Annotated in this window: 17 protein-coding genes; 10 read left to right on the top strand and 7 right to left on the bottom strand. The window is 30.4% G+C overall.

Annotated features, from left to right (window positions below; all coding sequences use genetic code 11):
- A complete protein-coding gene (gene groL / locus AJN58_RS08355; protein ID WP_044779061.1) occupies positions 1–1638 on the bottom strand; it encodes a chaperonin GroEL in 1638 nt (545 codons plus the stop codon).
- A 19-nt stretch (positions 1639–1657) separates the two neighbouring features.
- Positions 1658–1918, bottom strand: a complete 261-nt coding sequence (gene groES, locus AJN58_RS08350; protein WP_002825273.1) for a co-chaperone GroES — start codon at positions 1916–1918, stop codon at positions 1658–1660.
- A 161-nt stretch (positions 1919–2079) separates the two neighbouring features.
- On the opposite strand from groES, the gene AJN58_RS08345 reads away from it, so the two are divergent.
- The 4 genes from AJN58_RS08345 to AJN58_RS08330 are packed head-to-tail and all read left to right on the top strand — an operon-like array spanning position 2080 to position 6089.
- Complete coding sequence (locus AJN58_RS08345; protein ID WP_044779062.1) at positions 2080–4620, top strand: hypothetical protein; 2541 nt, start codon at positions 2080–2082, stop codon at positions 4618–4620.
- 8 nt (positions 4621–4628) lie between these two features.
- Positions 4629–5240, top strand: coding sequence for a riboflavin synthase (locus AJN58_RS08340; protein ID WP_044779063.1), 612 nt, complete (start codon positions 4629–4631; stop codon positions 5238–5240).
- Positions 5204–5884: a polyphenol oxidase family protein gene (locus tag AJN58_RS08335; RefSeq protein ID WP_044779064.1), complete on the top strand. Its 681-nt coding sequence runs from the start codon at positions 5204–5206 to the stop codon at positions 5882–5884. The genes AJN58_RS08340 and AJN58_RS08335 overlap by 37 nt, the downstream gene beginning before the upstream one ends.
- Before the next feature lies 1 nt (position 5885).
- Positions 5886–6089: a hypothetical protein gene (locus AJN58_RS08330; protein ID WP_044779065.1), complete on the top strand. Its 204-nt coding sequence runs from the start codon at positions 5886–5888 to the stop codon at positions 6087–6089.
- Here AJN58_RS08330 and AJN58_RS08325 read toward each other — a convergent pair.
- Positions 6086–7246 carry a M23 family metallopeptidase gene (locus AJN58_RS08325; RefSeq protein WP_044779066.1) on the bottom strand — a complete coding sequence of 387 codons (1161 nt, stop codon included), beginning with the start codon at positions 7244–7246 and terminating at the stop codon, positions 6086–6088. The genes AJN58_RS08330 and AJN58_RS08325 overlap by 4 nt on opposite strands.
- 121 nt (positions 7247–7367) lie before the next feature.
- On the opposite strand from AJN58_RS08325, the gene AJN58_RS08320 reads away from it, so the two are divergent.
- The 3 genes from AJN58_RS08320 to AJN58_RS08310 are packed head-to-tail and all read left to right on the top strand — an operon-like array spanning position 7368 to position 10288.
- Positions 7368–8093, top strand: coding sequence for a plasminogen-binding N-terminal domain-containing protein (locus AJN58_RS08320; RefSeq protein ID WP_002853792.1), 726 nt, complete (start codon positions 7368–7370; stop codon positions 8091–8093).
- A gap of 2 nt (positions 8094–8095) precedes the next feature.
- Positions 8096–9478 carry an FAD-linked oxidase C-terminal domain-containing protein gene (locus AJN58_RS08315; protein ID WP_044779067.1) on the top strand — a complete coding sequence of 461 codons (1383 nt, stop codon included), beginning with the start codon at positions 8096–8098 and terminating at the stop codon, positions 9476–9478.
- A gap of 3 nt (positions 9479–9481) precedes the next feature.
- Positions 9482–10288: a YihY/virulence factor BrkB family protein gene (locus AJN58_RS08310; RefSeq protein WP_044779068.1), complete on the top strand. Its 807-nt coding sequence runs from the start codon at positions 9482–9484 to the stop codon at positions 10286–10288.
- Here AJN58_RS08310 and AJN58_RS08305 read toward each other — a convergent pair.
- Genes AJN58_RS08305 through AJN58_RS08290 form a run of 4 tightly spaced genes read right to left on the bottom strand, consistent with a single transcriptional unit; the run spans position 10232 to position 14157 of the window.
- Positions 10232–11491 carry a ComEC/Rec2 family competence protein gene (locus tag AJN58_RS08305; RefSeq protein WP_070292177.1) on the bottom strand — a complete coding sequence of 420 codons (1260 nt, stop codon included), beginning with the start codon at positions 11489–11491 and terminating at the stop codon, positions 10232–10234. The two genes, AJN58_RS08310 and AJN58_RS08305, sit on opposite strands and share 57 nt — an antisense overlap.
- Entirely contained in the window at positions 11491–12048 is a 558-nt protein-coding gene (locus AJN58_RS08300) for a DedA family protein (protein WP_044779070.1), read from the bottom strand. The genes AJN58_RS08305 and AJN58_RS08300 overlap by 1 nt, the downstream gene beginning before the upstream one ends.
- Positions 12049–12056: 8 nt before the next feature.
- Complete coding sequence (gene rny / locus AJN58_RS08295) at positions 12057–13610, bottom strand: ribonuclease Y (protein WP_070292175.1); 1554 nt, start codon at positions 13608–13610, stop codon at positions 12057–12059.
- Entirely contained in the window at positions 13531–14157 is a 627-nt protein-coding gene (locus tag AJN58_RS08290; RefSeq protein ID WP_044779072.1) for a 5-formyltetrahydrofolate cyclo-ligase, read from the bottom strand. Before AJN58_RS08290 ends, rny begins: the two co-directional genes overlap by 80 nt.
- A gap of 82 nt (positions 14158–14239) precedes the next feature.
- Here AJN58_RS08290 and AJN58_RS08285 point away from each other — a divergent pair, with 82 nt between their 5' ends.
- Genes AJN58_RS08285 through radA form a run of 3 tightly spaced genes read left to right on the top strand, consistent with a single transcriptional unit; the run spans position 14240 to position 17003 of the window.
- On the top strand, positions 14240–14797 hold the full coding sequence (locus AJN58_RS08285; protein ID WP_044779073.1) for a TlpA family protein disulfide reductase: 558 nt from the start codon (positions 14240–14242) through the stop codon (positions 14795–14797).
- On the top strand, positions 14797–15663 hold the full coding sequence (ftsY, locus tag AJN58_RS08280; protein ID WP_044779074.1) for a signal recognition particle-docking protein FtsY: 867 nt from the start codon (positions 14797–14799) through the stop codon (positions 15661–15663). The genes AJN58_RS08285 and ftsY overlap by 1 nt, the downstream gene beginning before the upstream one ends.
- Entirely contained in the window at positions 15663–17003 is a 1341-nt protein-coding gene (gene radA, locus AJN58_RS08275; protein ID WP_044779075.1) for a DNA repair protein RadA, read from the top strand. Before ftsY ends, radA begins: the two co-directional genes overlap by 1 nt.
- Positions 17004–17042 lie beyond the last annotated feature (39 nt).

Genomic DNA, 17042 nt, shown 5'->3' with positions numbered 1-17042 from the left:
TTACATCATTCCGCCCATACCACCCATTCCTCCCATACCGCTCATATCTGGCATAGCAGGTTTATCTTCTTTAATTTCACTAATTGTTGCTTCTGTGGTTAAAAGCATACTAGCTACAGAAACTGCGTTAAGTAAAGCTACTCTTTCTACTTTAACAGGGTCGATAATTCCACTTTCAAGCATATTGACATATTCACCTTTTGCAGCATCAAATCCTGTGTTTTCATCTTTAGCATTTTCTACACTATTTACAACCACACCTGCATCAAATCCTGCATTTTCAGCAATTTGTCTTAAAGGTGCTCTTAAAGCTCTTTCAACGATAGCTGCACCAATTGCTTCATCACCTTTTAAATCAAGTTTGATTTTAGCTTTTGCTTTGATAAGTGCTGCACCACCACCGATTACTATACCTTCTTCCACTGCTGCTTTGGTAGCACTTAAAGCATCATCAACGCGATCTTTTTTCTCTTTCATTTCAGTTTCAGTTGCTGCGCCTACTTTAATAACTGCAACACCGCCACTTAATTTTGCAAGTCTTTCTTGCAATTTTTCTCTGTCATAATCTGAAGTTGTTTCAGCAATTTGTGCTTTGATTTGATTTACTCTTGCATCGATATTTGCTTTTTCACCTGCGCCATTTACTATGGTTGTATTGTCTTTATCGATAATTACGCTAGAAGCTTGTCCAAGATCTTGTATGGTCGCACTTTCAAGAGTTCTTCCAAGTTCTTCAGAAATCACTTCTCCGCCTGTTAAAATTGCTATATCTTCAAGCATAGCTTTCCTTCTATCGCCAAAACCTGGAGCTTTTACGGCTGAAATATTAAGAACACCGCGAAGTTTATTTACAACTAAAGTTGCAAGCGCTTCACCTTCAATATCTTCAGCGATAATTAAAAGTGGTTTGCCTGTTTTTTGAATTTGTTCTAAAACCGGTAATAAATCTTTTAAATTTGCAATTTTTTTATCAAAAAGCAGGATATAAGGGCTTGAAAGCTCTACGGTCATTTTTTCTGCATTAGTGATAAAATAAGGGCTTAAATAACCTCTGTCAAATTGCATACCTTCAACTACATTTAATTCATCATTGATTGATTTTGCCTCTTCAACAGTGATAACACCATCTTTGCCCACTTTTTCCATAGCATCAGCGATTAAATTTCCGATTTTTTCATCAGAGTTGGCTGAGATTGTAGCAACTTGTGCAATTTCTTTTTTATCTTTTACTTCGCGAGAAAGTTTTTTAAGTTCGCCTACTATAGCTTCGCAAGCCTTATCCATACCGCGTTTTACTTCAATAGGATTTGCGCCTGCTGTGATATTTCTTAAACCTTCTTTGAAAATTGCATGAGCTAAAACCGTTGCAGTAGTTGTTCCATCCCCTGCTTGATCAGCTGTTTTGCTTGCTACTTCTCTTACAAGTGAAGCACCCATATTTTCAAGACTGTCTTTAAGTTCTACTTCTTTAGCAACACTTACGCCATCTTTAGTAATGCTTGGAGCACCAAAGCTTTTTTGTATTAAAACATTGCGTCCTCTTGGCCCCATAGTTACTTTTACCGCGTCATTAAGTTTTTTAACGCCCTCATAAAGTTTATTTCTTGCTTCATCTGAAAAAATAATTTCTTTTGCCATTTTTTATCCTTTTTATAAATTATTTTAAAATTCCTAAGATATCATCTAAATTTAAAACTAAATATTCATTATTATCAAGTTTAATTTCTGTTCCACCGTATTTGGCAAACACGATTTTATCACCATTTGCAATATCAGTGATTTCTTTACTTACTGCCACTACTTCACCCATTAAAGGCTTTTCTTTAGCATTATCTGGTATAATTATGCCTGAGGCTGTTGTTTTGGTTTCTTCAACGCGTTTAACTAGAACACGCTTTCCTAAAGGTTGAAAATTCATTTTTGTCCATCCTTAAAAATATTGATTTTAGCACTCTTTTATTTAGAGTGATAAAATCATACTATAAAAAATGAATTTTGTCAATACTTTAAATTAAAATATTTATAAAAGTTTAGTTTTATAGACTAAAGTTATTTTATAAAATAAACTAAAGGATAAAAATGAAAAAGATTTTTTATGGAGTTATAGCTTTTGTTGTTGTGCTTTTAATTGCTATTTATACCATACTTTTTACAAGTTTTGGTAATAATATAGTGGTAAATATAGCGCAAAAAAAGATCAAAGAAAGTGCGGGATTAGATGTAAATATCACGCATTTTAATTTACGTTTTTCAAGTCTTGAACTGCAAGCAAATATCGCAAATATGGCAGATTTCAATCTCAAGGGAGCTTTGAGTCCTTTTAAGCTTGGATTTGATTTTGACTATCTTATTTCTTTAAATCAAAATTATGCTAAAAATTTAGGTTTAAATTTAAATCAAAACCTTTCTTTTGGCGGTAAGATTCAAGGTAAAGCAAGTGATTTTACTTTAGATGGAAAAGGTTATTTATTAGGTTCAAATGTACTTTTAAATGCAAGAATGTATAATTACAATCCTATTGCTTTAAATTTAGATGCGCAAAATCTTAAGGTAGAAGAAATACTTCATCTTTTATCTTACCCTAGTTACGCTAAAGGTTTTTTAAATGCTCAAGCAAAAATTTCAGCACAGAATTTAAAACCTGATGGAAATATTATCATAAAACTTGATACAAGTTATATAAACTATGAGGCGATAAAAAAAGATTTTTCTTTAGACTTGCCTTTAAATTCTAATCCTAAAGCAGAAATTTTGGCCAATGTTAAAGAAGATAAGATTTATGCTGTAAGTAAAATTTACAATGATTATCTTAACTTACAAACCCAAAAAACTCTTTATGATATTAGCAAGAATGCTTTAAGTACTGATTTTAATTTAAGTATTCCTTCTCTTGCAAAGCTTGAAAAACTTACAAAAACTAGACTAAATGGTAGTTTGGGTGTGATAGGTCAAACAAGTGTTGTAAATAATGCCTTATCAAGTTTAAATGCTCAAGTTATCGGACTTGGTGGAGAGGTAAAGGCAAGTTTGAAAAATAATAAAATTTTTGCAGATATTAATGAAGTAAGTTTGGAAAAATTATTAGCTCTTGCAGGATATGGAGCTTTGGTTTCTGGAAATTTAAATGCTAAACTTCTAAATGCGGATTTAGATTTTTCTAATTTCGATCTTGAAGCAAAAATAAACAATGCAAAGATTAACACCAATGAGCTTAAAAAAATAGCCAAAATAGAACTTCCAAATACAATTTTTAGTCTTGATACTAAAGCAAATGCAAAAAATAGCAATATTTCTTACAATGCTTTACTTGCTTCAAATTTGCTTAATATTAAAAAACTTCAAGGAACTTATAATTTAAAAAATAGTGAGTTAAATACAGATTTAAATGCTTTTATTGATGACTTGTCTCAGTTTAGTACTATAGCAGGACAAAAATTACAAGGTAAGGCAGATCTTACTGCAAAAGCTCATATTATAGGCACTCAAATACAAAATTTAAATGCAAATGCAAATTTGGCAGATGGTGTAATCAAGGCTGATTCAAATGGTAAAAAACTTGATTTAAACATTGATAAACTTGATTTATCTAAACTTTTTGTTATAGCAGGTATGCCAAATTATGCCAGTGGGATTGTTAATGCAAAAGTTAATTTAGATAATATCGAATTTAACAACCTTAATGGTAAAGCAAATTTAGAAGCTAAAGGTATTTTAAATGCTACAACTTTAAGTAACATTTTAAATAAAAATTTTCCAAACAATACAAGTTATGATTTAAATACCAAAATTAATTTTAAAAACAATATCGCTCAATTTGATTCCGTTTTAAATTCATCTTTAGCTGATCTTACAAAACTACAAGGAAGTTTTGATATAGGCAAAATGCTTTTAAATTCGGATTTTAGTCTAAAGATAAATGATTTTTCAAAACTAGGCTTTTTGTTGGATAGAAAACTTAAAGGTAAGGCAGAATTTAATGGAAAGGTAGGTTTTGATAAGAGTTTAAATTTTGTTGTAAATAGTCCAAATTTATTTGAAGGGAAGCTTCAAAGCACACTTAAAAATAACCTTTTGCTTGCTGATTTAAATGGAGTGGATTTAAGTAGTCTAGCTCAAAGTTTGGACTTTATGGATGTTTATCAAGGCAAGGCAGATGTGAAGGCAAATTACAATCTTTTAAGCGAAGAAGGCGAGGTTAATTTGGACATGAAAGAGGGTAAATTAAAACCAAATCTTATTACCAATGCTTTAAAAATTTTAACGCTAAAAGATATTACAAATGATGTTTATCGCACTGTTAATGCTAAAGCTTTGATTAAAAAAGAAAATATCAAACTTGATCTTAATATGCAAGCAGATCGTTCTTATATTTTAGTACAATCAGGAGCTTTAAATTCTAAAAGCGGGGCTTTAAATTTGCCTTTTGATATTAAACTCGATAGAGCCAATTTTAAAGGAAGCATTACAGGAACTACGGAAAACCCTAAAGTAAATTTAAATGCAGGAAGTGTGTTAAATTCTATTAAAAATGTAGTAGGTGGTGGTGTGAGTGATGGTGCTAAAAGTACAGGCGATAAAGTAGATAAAGCGGTAAATAAATTATTAAATAAGATTTTTTAAGGTAAAAAATGTTTAATGGACTCATAAGAGAAATTGCTAAAGTTCAATCTTATCAAAACAATACTTTAAGTTTAAAAGCAAAATATCGCCCAAATCTTGGCGATAGTATAGCTGTGAATGGAGCTTGTTTGAGTGTGACAAAACTTTATGAGGGAGGTTTTGAAGTGGAGCTTTCTCGTGAAAGTCGCACTCATATAGCTATAGAAAATTTAAAAGATAAAGTTCATATAGAATCTGCTTTAAGATACGGTGATAGAATTGATGGACATCTTATGCAAGGACATATTGATTTTATTGGCACACTTGAAAAAATTCAAAAAGATGAAAATGGAGTAGATTTTCATATATCTTTACCTAAAGAAGCTATGAAATTTATGGCAGAAAAAGGAAGTATAGGCGTTGATGGAGTAAGTCTTACTATCAATGAAATTTTAAAAAATGGTATTAGGCTTACTATTATTCCTATTACCTTTAAAGAAACGCTTTTTAAAGACTATCAAGTAGGTAGAAAAATCAACATAGAAAGTGATTTGCTTGCTCGTTATATTTATGCACAATTACAAGGCAAAAACAAAGGATTATCATGGGAAGAAGTGGAAAGAATTTCTTATCTTTATTAGAAAATGATAAAGTCGGTATTTTTTGTGCTTTTGATAAGGATTATAATGTTTTTAGGGCTAAAATTCATAATGAGAATTTATTTTCTCATTTAGGTTTTAAAGACATTGAAAAATGTGTTTTTATGGATCAAATTCACTCCCATAAAGTTATTATTTATGATAAAAATTTAAAAAATCTCAGTTGTGATGGGCTTATAAGCAAGGAAAAAAATACTGCTCTTTGTGTTTTAAGTGCGGATTGTTTGCCTTTAATTTTATATCATGAAAGTGGCATTATAGCAGCTTTGCATTCAGGTAGAAAAGGAAGCTTTGAAAATATCCTAAAAGAATGCGTTGATCAAATTGCTATACAAAATTCACATTTAGATAAAAATAAATTTCATCTTTTTATCCTGCCTGGAATTTGTGCTAAAAATTATGAAATAGATGGAGAAATTTTAGAATTTGCTAAAAAAGAATTTAAAGAATTTGTTCAAGACGATAAACTTGATTTAAAAGCTTTAGTAAAATTTCAAGCGCAAAATTTAGGCATTGAAAATATTAAAGATTGTGGAATTTGTAGTTTTGATGATGAGAGTTTTTTTTCTTATCGTCGAGATAAAACGACTAAGCGTTTTGTGAGTGTGGTTTATTTAAAGGATTAAAATGTACGAAAGAAAAGATTTAAGAGTGTTAAAAATCATTCAAAAAGCTAGAGAATTTGGCGATGGGGATTTGCTAAATGAAGCTTTGGTGAAACAATTGATTGATGTGGATTTTTGTGAAATTAATGAAAAAGAAAAAGAAGAGCTTGCAACTCTTCTAAATTCTTTAATCAATGCAAAAGATAAAGCGTTGTTGAGTAATTAAAATTCTATATAGTTTTCAAAATCTTCTTCTTTTGGAGGATTGGGTTGATTCGAGGCTAGGGCTTCTTTAACAACCTGCTCGTATCCAGCTATGATATGTTTAAAATTCTCTTTCGCTTTTCCACTAAGTTCTGATTTGGCGATTTTTACAACAGATGCAGGATTTATAGCTTTATTATTTAAATATACTCCAAAATGCAAATGAGGACCTGTGCTCATACCAGTTGAACCAACATATGCAATTACTTGTCCTTGATTTACCTTTTGTCCGTTTTTAATTTTTGCAAAACGACTAAGATGAGCATATAAAGTCATATAACCTGAGTCATGCTTGATTTGAATTACATTTCCATAACCACCTTTTGTGCCTATAAAGGTTACTACTCCTTTGCCAGCACTTTTCACGGGAGTTCCGGTAGGTGCAGCATAGTCTATACCAAGATGGGCGCGATAGCGTTTTAATATAGGATGATATCTTGCTGTTGTAAAAGGAGAAGAAATTCTAGTGTAATTCACAGGTTTTGTAAGCAAAAAAGATTCCAATTCTTTGCCATCACGATCATAGAATATATCATTATAAGAAAAGACTTCTCTTGCGCTTTTATTGATTTCTACCATTGCCATTTTTATATTTATATCACCCCAAAGTTTACCCATGCGTCTTTTTTGTTCATAATATAGGGTTACTTCATCACCTTTTTGGATATTGCGAAAATTTATACTTCCTCGAAAAGCACGAACCATAGCACGAGCTAAAGTGCTGCTACCACTTTCTTCATAGACATCTTGATAAGCAGAGCTTTTAATGGTTAAATGTAAAATTCTATCTTCTTTTTGATAAGATACAGGAGTAAAAGCAAGAGTGTATTGTCCACCTTTATCTTTATAGATATGAATTTGTAAATCATCACTAATTGGAATTAAAACTTGTTCTATGTTGTTGTTTTCATCTTTTAAAACTTGATATTTTATTTTGTAGGCTATATCGGAAGCAAGCTCTTGATCTTCTCTATCAAGTCCATAATAAAGCGACATAGGTATGGAATTTCTTTGTAAGAATTTAAGTAAGGTATCTCCATTATCCCAAGTTAGCTCTTCAACACTTAAAGCTGCAAAACTTTGAATAACAAAAATAAATAAAAGTAATAATTTTTTCATGAGATAACCTTAATTTTTAAAAGAATTTTGAAATTTGAAAGCTATATTTTACTTTATTTTTCTTACAATTGCTTAACAAAAAAGGATTATAATTCTATAAATTTTTATTTAAGGAGTAAATTTGTTTAAAACTATAGTGTGTTTTTTAGCTTTAAACCTTAGCCTCTTTGCGGTTGGATTTGATTTAAAACCTATAAAAAGTGAACTTGTAAAAGTTGATGATATTTATGGTTATATTAAAGATAGTGATGATATAAAACTTTATTCAAGTGGCGTAGTAGTACAACATTTTAGCAATTCGCAAAGTATCATCGCTAGAGCAAGTGTTATAGATAAAAAAAATGGTTTGGCAAAATTAGAATTTAGCGTTTTTTCAGCTCTTAAGCAAGATGCTTTGCCTTTGCCAAATGTTTTACCTAAAGTAGGTGATGAGGTTGTTTTAAATTTTCTTTATGATAGAGGATTGGTAATTGCTCCTGATGAACAAACTTATAATGAACTTGTTAGAGAATTTCCGCAGATATATTTTACTCATATTGACATTTTTGGAGCGCAATTAATTAGAACGGCCACTCTTTCTCCCAAGCGTTCAGATTTTAGGCAATTTTGTGATGATAATGCGGTTGGCATTTTGGTTGTGGCTTTGGAAAATCAAGCAGAAGTTGTGGATTGTCAAGATTTTAATAAGCTTTATGAAGTGCCTATAAGCAAGCCAACTAGCGTTCAGGTTCCTTTTTATTCTCGTATAGGTGGATATAAAAGTAATTTTTTTGATTTTAACTCTCAAGAAATAGGAAATTATTATAGGTATTATGATGCTTTGATTAATCTTCCTAAGGTGCAATAAACATGAAAAAAGAATTTGAACAATATTTTAAACGATTTTTAGGAGAAGAAAACGCTTATTTTGATGAAATTCACAAAAGAGCTTATAGCTATGATGCGACAAAAAAACATTATTTACCCGATGGGGTTCTTTTTCCAAGACATGAAGAAGATATTGCTCAAATTTTAAAATTTTGCAATGAAAATAATATCATAGTCATACCACGAGGCTCAGGATCTGGTTTTACAGGAGGAGCTTTAGCTGTTAATGGCGGGGTGGTGCTTGCTTTTGAAAAGCATATGAATAAAATTTTGGAAATTGATCTTGAAAATTTAGTGGCTGTTGTGCAACCTGGGGTTATTAATATACATTTACAAAAAGAAGTGGCTAAATACGGACTTTTTTATCCGCCTGATCCTGCTAGCATGGAGTATTCTAGCTTAGGGGGTAATGTAAGCGAAAATGCTGGGGGAATGAGAGCTGCAAAATATGGCATTACAAAAGATTACGTGATGGCTTTAAGGGCTGTTTTGCCTAGCGGAGAAATCATTCGTGCAGGAAAACGCACTATTAAAGATGTAGCAGGTTATAATTTGGCAGGAATTTTAATCGCTAGTGAAGGTTCTTTGGCAGTTTTAAGTGAGCTTACTTTAAAATTAATACCTTTACCTAAATTCAAAAAAACTGCTTTTGCTATTTTTCCAAGTGTAAAAAGTGCTATGAATGCGGTTTACAAAAGTCTTGCTAGCGGTGTAAGTCCTGTATCTATGGAATTTTTAGACAATCTTAGCATTAGAGCGGTTGAGAGTAAATTTAATAAAGGTTTGCCTATAGAAGCGGGTGCTATTTTGATTGCTGATGTGGATGGTAATGTTAAAGAAGCTATTGATGAGGATTTAAGAAATTTAGAATATTATTTTTTAGAAGCTGGAGCTAGTGAATTTAAAATAGCAAAAGATGAACAAGAAGCCGCAGATATTTGGTTTGCTAGAAGGAATTGTTCTCAAAGTATTGCCATGTATGGGGCTTTAAAACTTAATGAAGATATTACAGTTCCGCGTTCTAAACTACCTGCTTTGCTTGAAGGTATAGATGAGATTTCTAAAAGATATGGTTTTAAAATTCCTTGTTTTGGGCATACAGGGGATGGAAATGTGCATACTAATGTTATGATTCCTGATAAAAATGATAAAGAGCAGGTGAAAAAAGGCTACGAAGCTGTAGAAGAGATTTTTAAATTAACAGTGAAACTTGGAGGAACTTTAAGCGGAGAGCATGGTATCGGACTCTCTAAAGCACCTTTTATGAATTTAGCTTTTTCTGAAGCCGAAATGAATTTAATGAGAAATATTAAAAAAGTTTTTGATCCAAATAATATATTAAATCCTTTTAAAATGGGACTTTAGAAGGTGAAAAATTTTTTTACTATTTTGCTAAATTTGCGCGATAAGGAAATTTTAAATTATGCAGCAGCGCTTAGTTTTTATACTGTATTATCTTTAATACCTATTTTATTTGTATGTTTTTCTGTTTTTACGCAAATTTCCAGTTTTAAAGCTTATTATGAAAAAGCAAAGCAAGTAATTTTTGCTTTTTTAATACCAACGCAACAAGATATTGTTGCTACTTACATTGATACTTTTTTAAAAAATAGTGTAAATTTGGGTATTGTAGGTCTTATTGCTATGGCATTTACTTCTTTAGCTTTTTTTTCAGGCTATGATTTTGTAATCAATCGCATTACTAAAAATGAACCTAAAGGACTTTGGCAAAGCATTAGTTCTTATTGGACTCTTTTGACTCTTGTTCCTTTAGGGCTTGGGCTTAGTTTTTATATTTCAGGTTTTATCCAACAAACTTTAGATGATTATAAAATAGGGTTTAATTTTTTTGAAATTTTACCCTTTGTAATTATTTGGGGTTTATTTTTTATATCTTATTCAAGTTCTGTTCATAAGGGAACTCTTAAAAGTTTAGCTTTAGTATCTTTTGGAGCGGGTGCTATTTGGTATATAGGAAAAAATTTATTTGTATATTATGTGGTATATAATAAAACATACGCTAGTGTTTATGGATCTTTTTCTACTATTTTATTCTTTTTTATTTGGATTTATATTTCTTGGATTATTTATCTTTTTGGGCTTAAACTCTATTATTTTCTAAATCACAATCATAATGAAGGGAATAAAATTCGCAAAAATACAAAGAAAAGCTAGATATTTAAATCGCACAGAGATTAAAGAAGTAATAAGATAACTTATAAAAATCCAAAACGGGATATGGATATTAGTTCCATAAATTTTAAATTTAAAAAATTCATCTAAGATAAAATCGAGCAAATCTCCATAGTTTATAAGATGCAAAAATAATACTAAAGGATAAAATATTACAAAAATTCCACTCAAAATAATACCTAAAATTTGTTGGTAGCTTATAAGTGGAAAAAAATAAAGCACAGGTAAAACCATAGCAAAAAAAGTCCAAATATTAAGCAAAATAATATTTATAAGATTATTAAATTTATTTGTAAAATGATGCATATATAAAAAAATATAAAAAACACCTAAAATAGAAAATAAAAATCCAATGCTAAATAAAAGTCTAGGGTAAAGAGAAATGCACAATAAAATACTACAAAAAAGTGTAAAGAAATTAATAATTTTTATATTTTTACACAATAGATAAAAAACCCAAAAAGCCATAATCAAGGAGCGCACAAAAGAAGGGACAAACCCTATTAAATAAGCATAAGCTAAAAGTAGTGTAAAAATTAAAATACTTAAATCTAAACGTAAATTTCTATAAGGAAAATATCTTTTTTGGAAAAAACTATAAATTGGAGCTAAAATAAAGAAAACTAAACTAAAAAGTAAGCCTATGTGATAACCGCTAATTGCTATAAGGTGTGCTATGCCGTAGTAATTTACATCGTTTCTAAGCTCTAAAGATATGGGCAGTGCAAAAAATAAAGCACCATAAAATTCTTTAATTTTTTCATTTGTATGTTGATTTAAGAAGTAAGATATAATGGGATTGTATTCTTTTTCTTTTAATTTTTTAAAATCATAAGAAGGTGCATAAAAACTTTTGCTCAGATAGTCTTTAAAGTTAATATTATGGGTGATAATTCTAAGGCTTAAAAGTTGATTCTTGCTTAAATTTAAATCCTTAAAACTTGTAGTATAAAAAGTGAAGTTTTCAGTTTGTAGCTTTAAAACCCAGTATTTTTTATTTTTTTTATTATATTTTATATATTGGTGCGTTAATAGAACTTTACTTATAAAGTAATGTTTTTGGTTTTTAAAGTTTAAAAAATTATTATATTCTAAAAGGATATTAAAAATAAAAATAATAACAACAGATAAAAATAAATAATGAAATTCTTTAAAAGAGTAAAAAAAAGAATTCCATAGAGACATTATTTTTTGGAAAATTTACTTAAATAAAACCAAATTATTCCAGCTAAAAATAATAAAAATAAAGGAGCAGTATAAGGATATAAACTCAGTTTATCAAAAATTGCTTCAATAACATACCCAAAAGTATAAGCAGCAAAACCTAGAACAATAGCCCATGCCAAACTAGCTAGAGTATTGATAATAAAAAATTTAATAAAATTATATTTTGCCATACCTGCAGCTATGGGAATGAAAGTTTTTAAACCATAAATAAATTTTTGAGTTACAAGTAAAATAATTCCGTGTTGTTTTGTTTTCATCATAGCAAGGGCTAGTTTGCGTCGGTGTTTTTTAAAATAAGGCATAATATCTTTTTTATAATATTTTCCAAGTATAAAAAGCAAAGTTGAACCTATGGTATTAGCAATAAAAGCAAGAGTAATGCAAAAACTAAGATCCATTTTTCCTTGAGAACTTAAAACTCCTGCAGCTAAAATTCCAACCATTCCACCTCCTAAAGAGTAAAAGAATAAAACAATATAACCATATTTTATTAAAGTATCAATCATATCTTGCATAATAAACCTTATTTAGCGTATTCTACAGCTCTAAGTTCACGTATAACATTGACTTTAATTTCGCCAGGATATTGCATTTTTTCTTGAATTTCAGCTGCTATTTCCTTAGCCAAAAGTACACTTTCATCATCATTAACAAGCTGAGCATTGGCTATGACGCGAATTTCTCTTCCGGCATTGATTGCATAGGCATTTTTAATCCCTTCTTTACTTTTAGCGATATCTTCTAGCTCACTGACTCTTTTTAAGAAAGCTTCTAACACTTCTCTTCTAGCTCCAGGTCGTGCAGCACTTAAAGTGTCTGCTGCACAAACAGCTGCTGATTCTATGCTTGCAGCTTCTTCGTGTCCATGGTGTGCGTAAATAGCATTGATTACTACAGGATGCTCTTTATAGCGTTTGCAAAGTTCTGCGCCTAAATCCACATGAGATCCTTCAAAATCATGGGTTAATGCTTTTCCTATATCATGTAAAATTCCCGCACGACGTGCTAAGTTTTCATCCCCACCGCACTCAGCAGCAATGATTCCTGCAAGGTGAGCTACTTCCAAAGAATGTGCTAAAGCGTTTTGTCCATAGCTTGCGCGGTATTTGAGTTTTCCTATGAGTTTTACAATTTCAGGGTGTATTTTATTTAAACCTAGATCCATAACTATGGTTTCGCCTTCTTCTAGAATAGCACTATCAAATTCTTTGCATACTTTTTCGTGAATTTCTTCTATGCGCGCGGGTTGAATTCTGCCATCTTCAACTAAAAGCTCTATAACTTTTGTAGCAATAGCACGGCGATAAAGATTAAAACAACTTACTATAATAGCACCTGGTGTATCATCGATGATAATATCAACACCTAAAACCATTTCTAAGGTTTTAACATTGCGTCCTTCTTTACCAATGATACGTCCTTTAAGTTCATCGTTTTTAATGTTAATAACATTGATAAGTCTTTCAGCTGCAAATTCACCTGCAAAACGAGAGGTAGCTTGAGCAATGATGAAATTAGCTTTTCTTTTGGCTTCATTTTTTGCTTCTTCTTCATATTTTCTTACTATATGTGCAATTTGCTCGCGAGAATTTTCTTCTACTTTTTTAAGAATGATTTTTTTGGCTTCATTTTGTGTAAGTCCTGTAGAATGTTCTAAAATTTTTAAAACATCTTCAAGTTTTTCTTGATATTTATTTTTTAATTTATCAACATCAGTTTGTAAGTCTTGAATGTGTTTTTGTGACTTGCAAAGGTATTCTTTATCTTCTTTTAGTTTTTCTTCTTCTTGCTGAAGTTTTTGTTCTTTTTTAGAAAGATCATCAAATTTTTGATTAAAATCTTTTTGAATTTTGTGAGTTTTTTCTTCATATTTTTTTTTAACTTCTAATTCTGCATTAAGAATTGAATTTTTTGCATCTTTTAAAATAAGCTCTGCTTCGTATTCTATAGCTTTGGCTTTAGCTTTAGCTTGCTCTACGAAAATTTCATATTTGGCATCATTGATTTTTTTTGCAACTAAATATCCTATACCGAGTCCGACTATAGCGGCTATAAATGCGATAAGTGATTCTATCATTTTTTCTTTCTTTCTTGTAATATTTTTTATAAGGGTTTATGTATAATTTTCCTGAAATATCATGCTTTTGTGTTAGATTATTTTGACTTAAAGCATCTATACTTTGGACAAATATTATATGAGGTTTGTAATTTAAATTTTCAAAAAATCTATCATAAAAACCTTGCCCATGTCCTATTCTTTTTAAATTTTTATCGACGCCAATTACAGGCACAATGGCTAAATCAATTTTTGCTTTAAAAAAAGAATCTATAGGCTCTAAAACCCCAAACCTTTTTTTAATAAAAGGCAATCTTAATTTTACAATTTTTAAACTTTTATCTTGCATAAATGGAACAAAAAGTTTGTAATTTTTATTAAGAATATGGCGAAATTTTATTAAGTTTGGTTCATAATGCAAAGGAATAAAAATTAAAATATTTTTAGCTTTAAATAGTTTTATTATTTTAAGACATTCTTTAAATATTTTATAATCTTGTTTGAAATTTAGTTTTGAATGTTTGAAAAGGCGTATTTTTTGCAATGCCCTAAAATCTGTTTTTTCCATTAATATGCCTTTAAAAAAATATTATCTTATATATGTTATAATTTTAGCATTTTTATAAAGAAGAATAAAGGATTGATAAATAATGAAGATTAAAAAAATACTTTTACTAGTGGTAATATCTTGTTTATTTGTTGCTTGTAGCAATGATAAAGAAAAACAGCAAAATGATGTAAATTTAAGCACCGAGGCAAGTATAAATCAAAGTGATGATATGAATTTTAAACTTAATTTGATTGATGGAGGATCAATTTCAGTAAAAAAAGAAAATGCCGTTTTAAATTTCAACGATGAAAATAAGGCAACTTTGTTTGTATTTTTTACTACTTGGTGTACTCCTTGTATTGCGGAAATTCCTCATCTTAACAAACTGCAAGAAAAGTATAACAATGATTTTAATATAGTTGGAGTTTTATTAGAGGATAAGTCTAATGAGGAGATTCAAAAATTTATAGAACAACATAAAATATCTTATAAAGTCTCTAATGGTGAAAATAACTATCTTTTAGCTAAAGTTTTAGGTGGGGTAAATGGAATTCCTACCATGTTTCTTTACAACAAGCATTCTAAATTGATTAATCAGTATTTAGGGCTTATTCCTGAAGAAATGCTAGAAATCGATATACAAAAGGCTATACTTTAATGTTTAATTTTTTTAAAAAAGGACTTACAAAAACTCTTGAAAATATTATTGGAGTTAAAGGAGAGAATAAAAAGATAACCAAAGATTTGCTTGAAGAAATTTTGCTTGAAGCAGATGTAAGTTATGAAATAGTTGAAGAGATAGTTTATTATTTACCACCTCAAAATGAAGTAAAAAAAGAAGATTTAAAGCGTGTTATGGGTTCTTATTTTCTTTATGAAAAAAAAGAAATCAATCAAGAAAAACCTTTTGTAGAGCTTATTTTAGGAGTAAATGGAGCAGGAAAAACAACAAGTATTGCCAAACTTGCTTATTTATATAAAAACCAAAATCAAAAAGTGATTTTAGGAGCGTGTGATACTTTTAGAGCAGGTGCGATTGAGCAATTAAAACTTTGGGCGCAAAAAGTGGATGTAGATATAGTTTTAACTGCGCAAGGGCATGATCCTTCAGCGGTTGCTTTTGATACCATTTCTAAAGCAAAAGCAAAGGATTTTGATAGGGTTATTATCGATACAGCAGGGCGTTTGCAAAATCAAAAAAATTTAGCTCATGAGCTTGAAAAAATTGTAAGAATTTCAAACAAGGCTTTAGAAGGTGCACCCCATAGAAAAATTTTAGTTTTAGATGGAACACAGGGAAATGCTGGAATTTTACAAGCTAAAGCTTTTAATGAGCTTGTAAAACTTGATGGCGTGATTATCACAAAGCTTGATGGGACTGCTAAAGGAGGTGCGCTTTTTAGCATAGCAAGAGAGCTTGAACTTCCTATTTTTTATGTAGGCGTAGGTGAGCAAATGACGGATTTACAAGAATTTAATGCAAGTGCTTATTTAGATACTTTATTAGATCCTATTTTTGAATAATGGCAAAGAATAAAGCACTTTTTGAATGCCAAGCTTGTGGAAATCAACAAAGCAAATGGCTTGGAAAATGTCCTGATTGTGGAGCTTGGGATAGTTTTATAGAATTAAAAGCGGAGCAAATTAAAGTTTTAAAAGAGCTTGCACAAGTTAGTATGAAAACAAGTGAAGCTGTTTGTATTGAAGATGTGGAGTTAGAACATTTTACAAGATACAGCACAGATGATAATGAGCTTGATTTGGTTTTAGGTGGAGGGCTTGTTGAAGGTTCTTTAGTGCTTATAGGTGGAAGTCCAGGCGTAGGAAAATCTACGCTTTTGTTAAAAATTGCTTCAAATTTAGCTAAACAGGGTAAAAAAGTGCTTTATGTCAGTGGCGAAGAAAGTAAAGCTCAGATTAAATTAAGAGCCGATCGTCTTGAGGCTAATACTCCAAATTTATTTTTACTTACTGAGCTTTGCCTTGAAAATATTTTAGAAGAATTGCACAAAAAAGATTATAACATTCTTATCATTGATTCTATACAAACTCTCTATTCAAATAAAATCACTTCAGCAGCAGGAAGCATCACTCAGGTGCGTGAGATTACTTTTGAACTTATGCGTGTTAGCAAGGCTTATAATATCAGTACTTTTATCATAGGGCACATTACTAAAGAAGGTGCTATAGCAGGACCTAGGGTTCTTGAACATATGGTAGATGTGGTGCTTTATTTTGAAGGAGATGCCACTAAAGAAATTAGACTTTTAAGAGGCTTTAAAAATCGTTTTGGTGGAACGAATGAAGTAGGTATTTTTGAGATGACTGCTAAAGGTTTGATCAGCGCAAAAGATTTGGCAAATCGTTTTTTTACTCGTGGAAAGGCTATTTCAGGAAGCGCTTTAGGGGTTGTGATGGAAGGATCTCGTGCTTTGGTTTTAGAAGTTCAAGCTTTAGTGTGTGAAAGTTCTTATCCAAAGCGTAGCGCTACGGGATATGAAAAAAATCGCTTAGATATGCTTTTGGCTTTGCTTGAAAGAAAGCTTGAAATTCCTTTAGGACATTATGATGTATTTGTAAATATTAGCGGCGGAGTAAAAGTAAGTGAAACTGCTGCGGATTTGGCTGTGGTTGCAGCTATTATTTCAAGTTTTAAAAATCGCCCTTTGAGCAAAGATAGTATTTTTATAGGGGAGCTTAGTTTAAATGGAGAAATTAGAGAGGTTTTTAGCCTTGATACGCGTTTAAAAGAAGCTAAAATGCAAAAATTTAAAAATGCCATTGTTCCTTCTAAGCCTTTGGAAGATATAGGGCTTACGTGTTTTGTTGCTAAAGAACTTTCGCAAGTTTTAGAATGGATGTAAATTTTCATTAAAATATAAGTAAGATTTTGCTAAAATTTC

Origin of the sequence: Campylobacter sp. BCW_4321 (genome assembly GCF_001763075.1) — a bacterium.
Taxonomy (GTDB): Bacteria; Campylobacterota; Campylobacteria; order Campylobacterales; family Campylobacteraceae; genus Campylobacter_D; species Campylobacter_D jejuni.
Note: the sequence above shows the minus strand (reverse complement) of the source record. Positions and strands in the feature narration are given on the sequence as shown.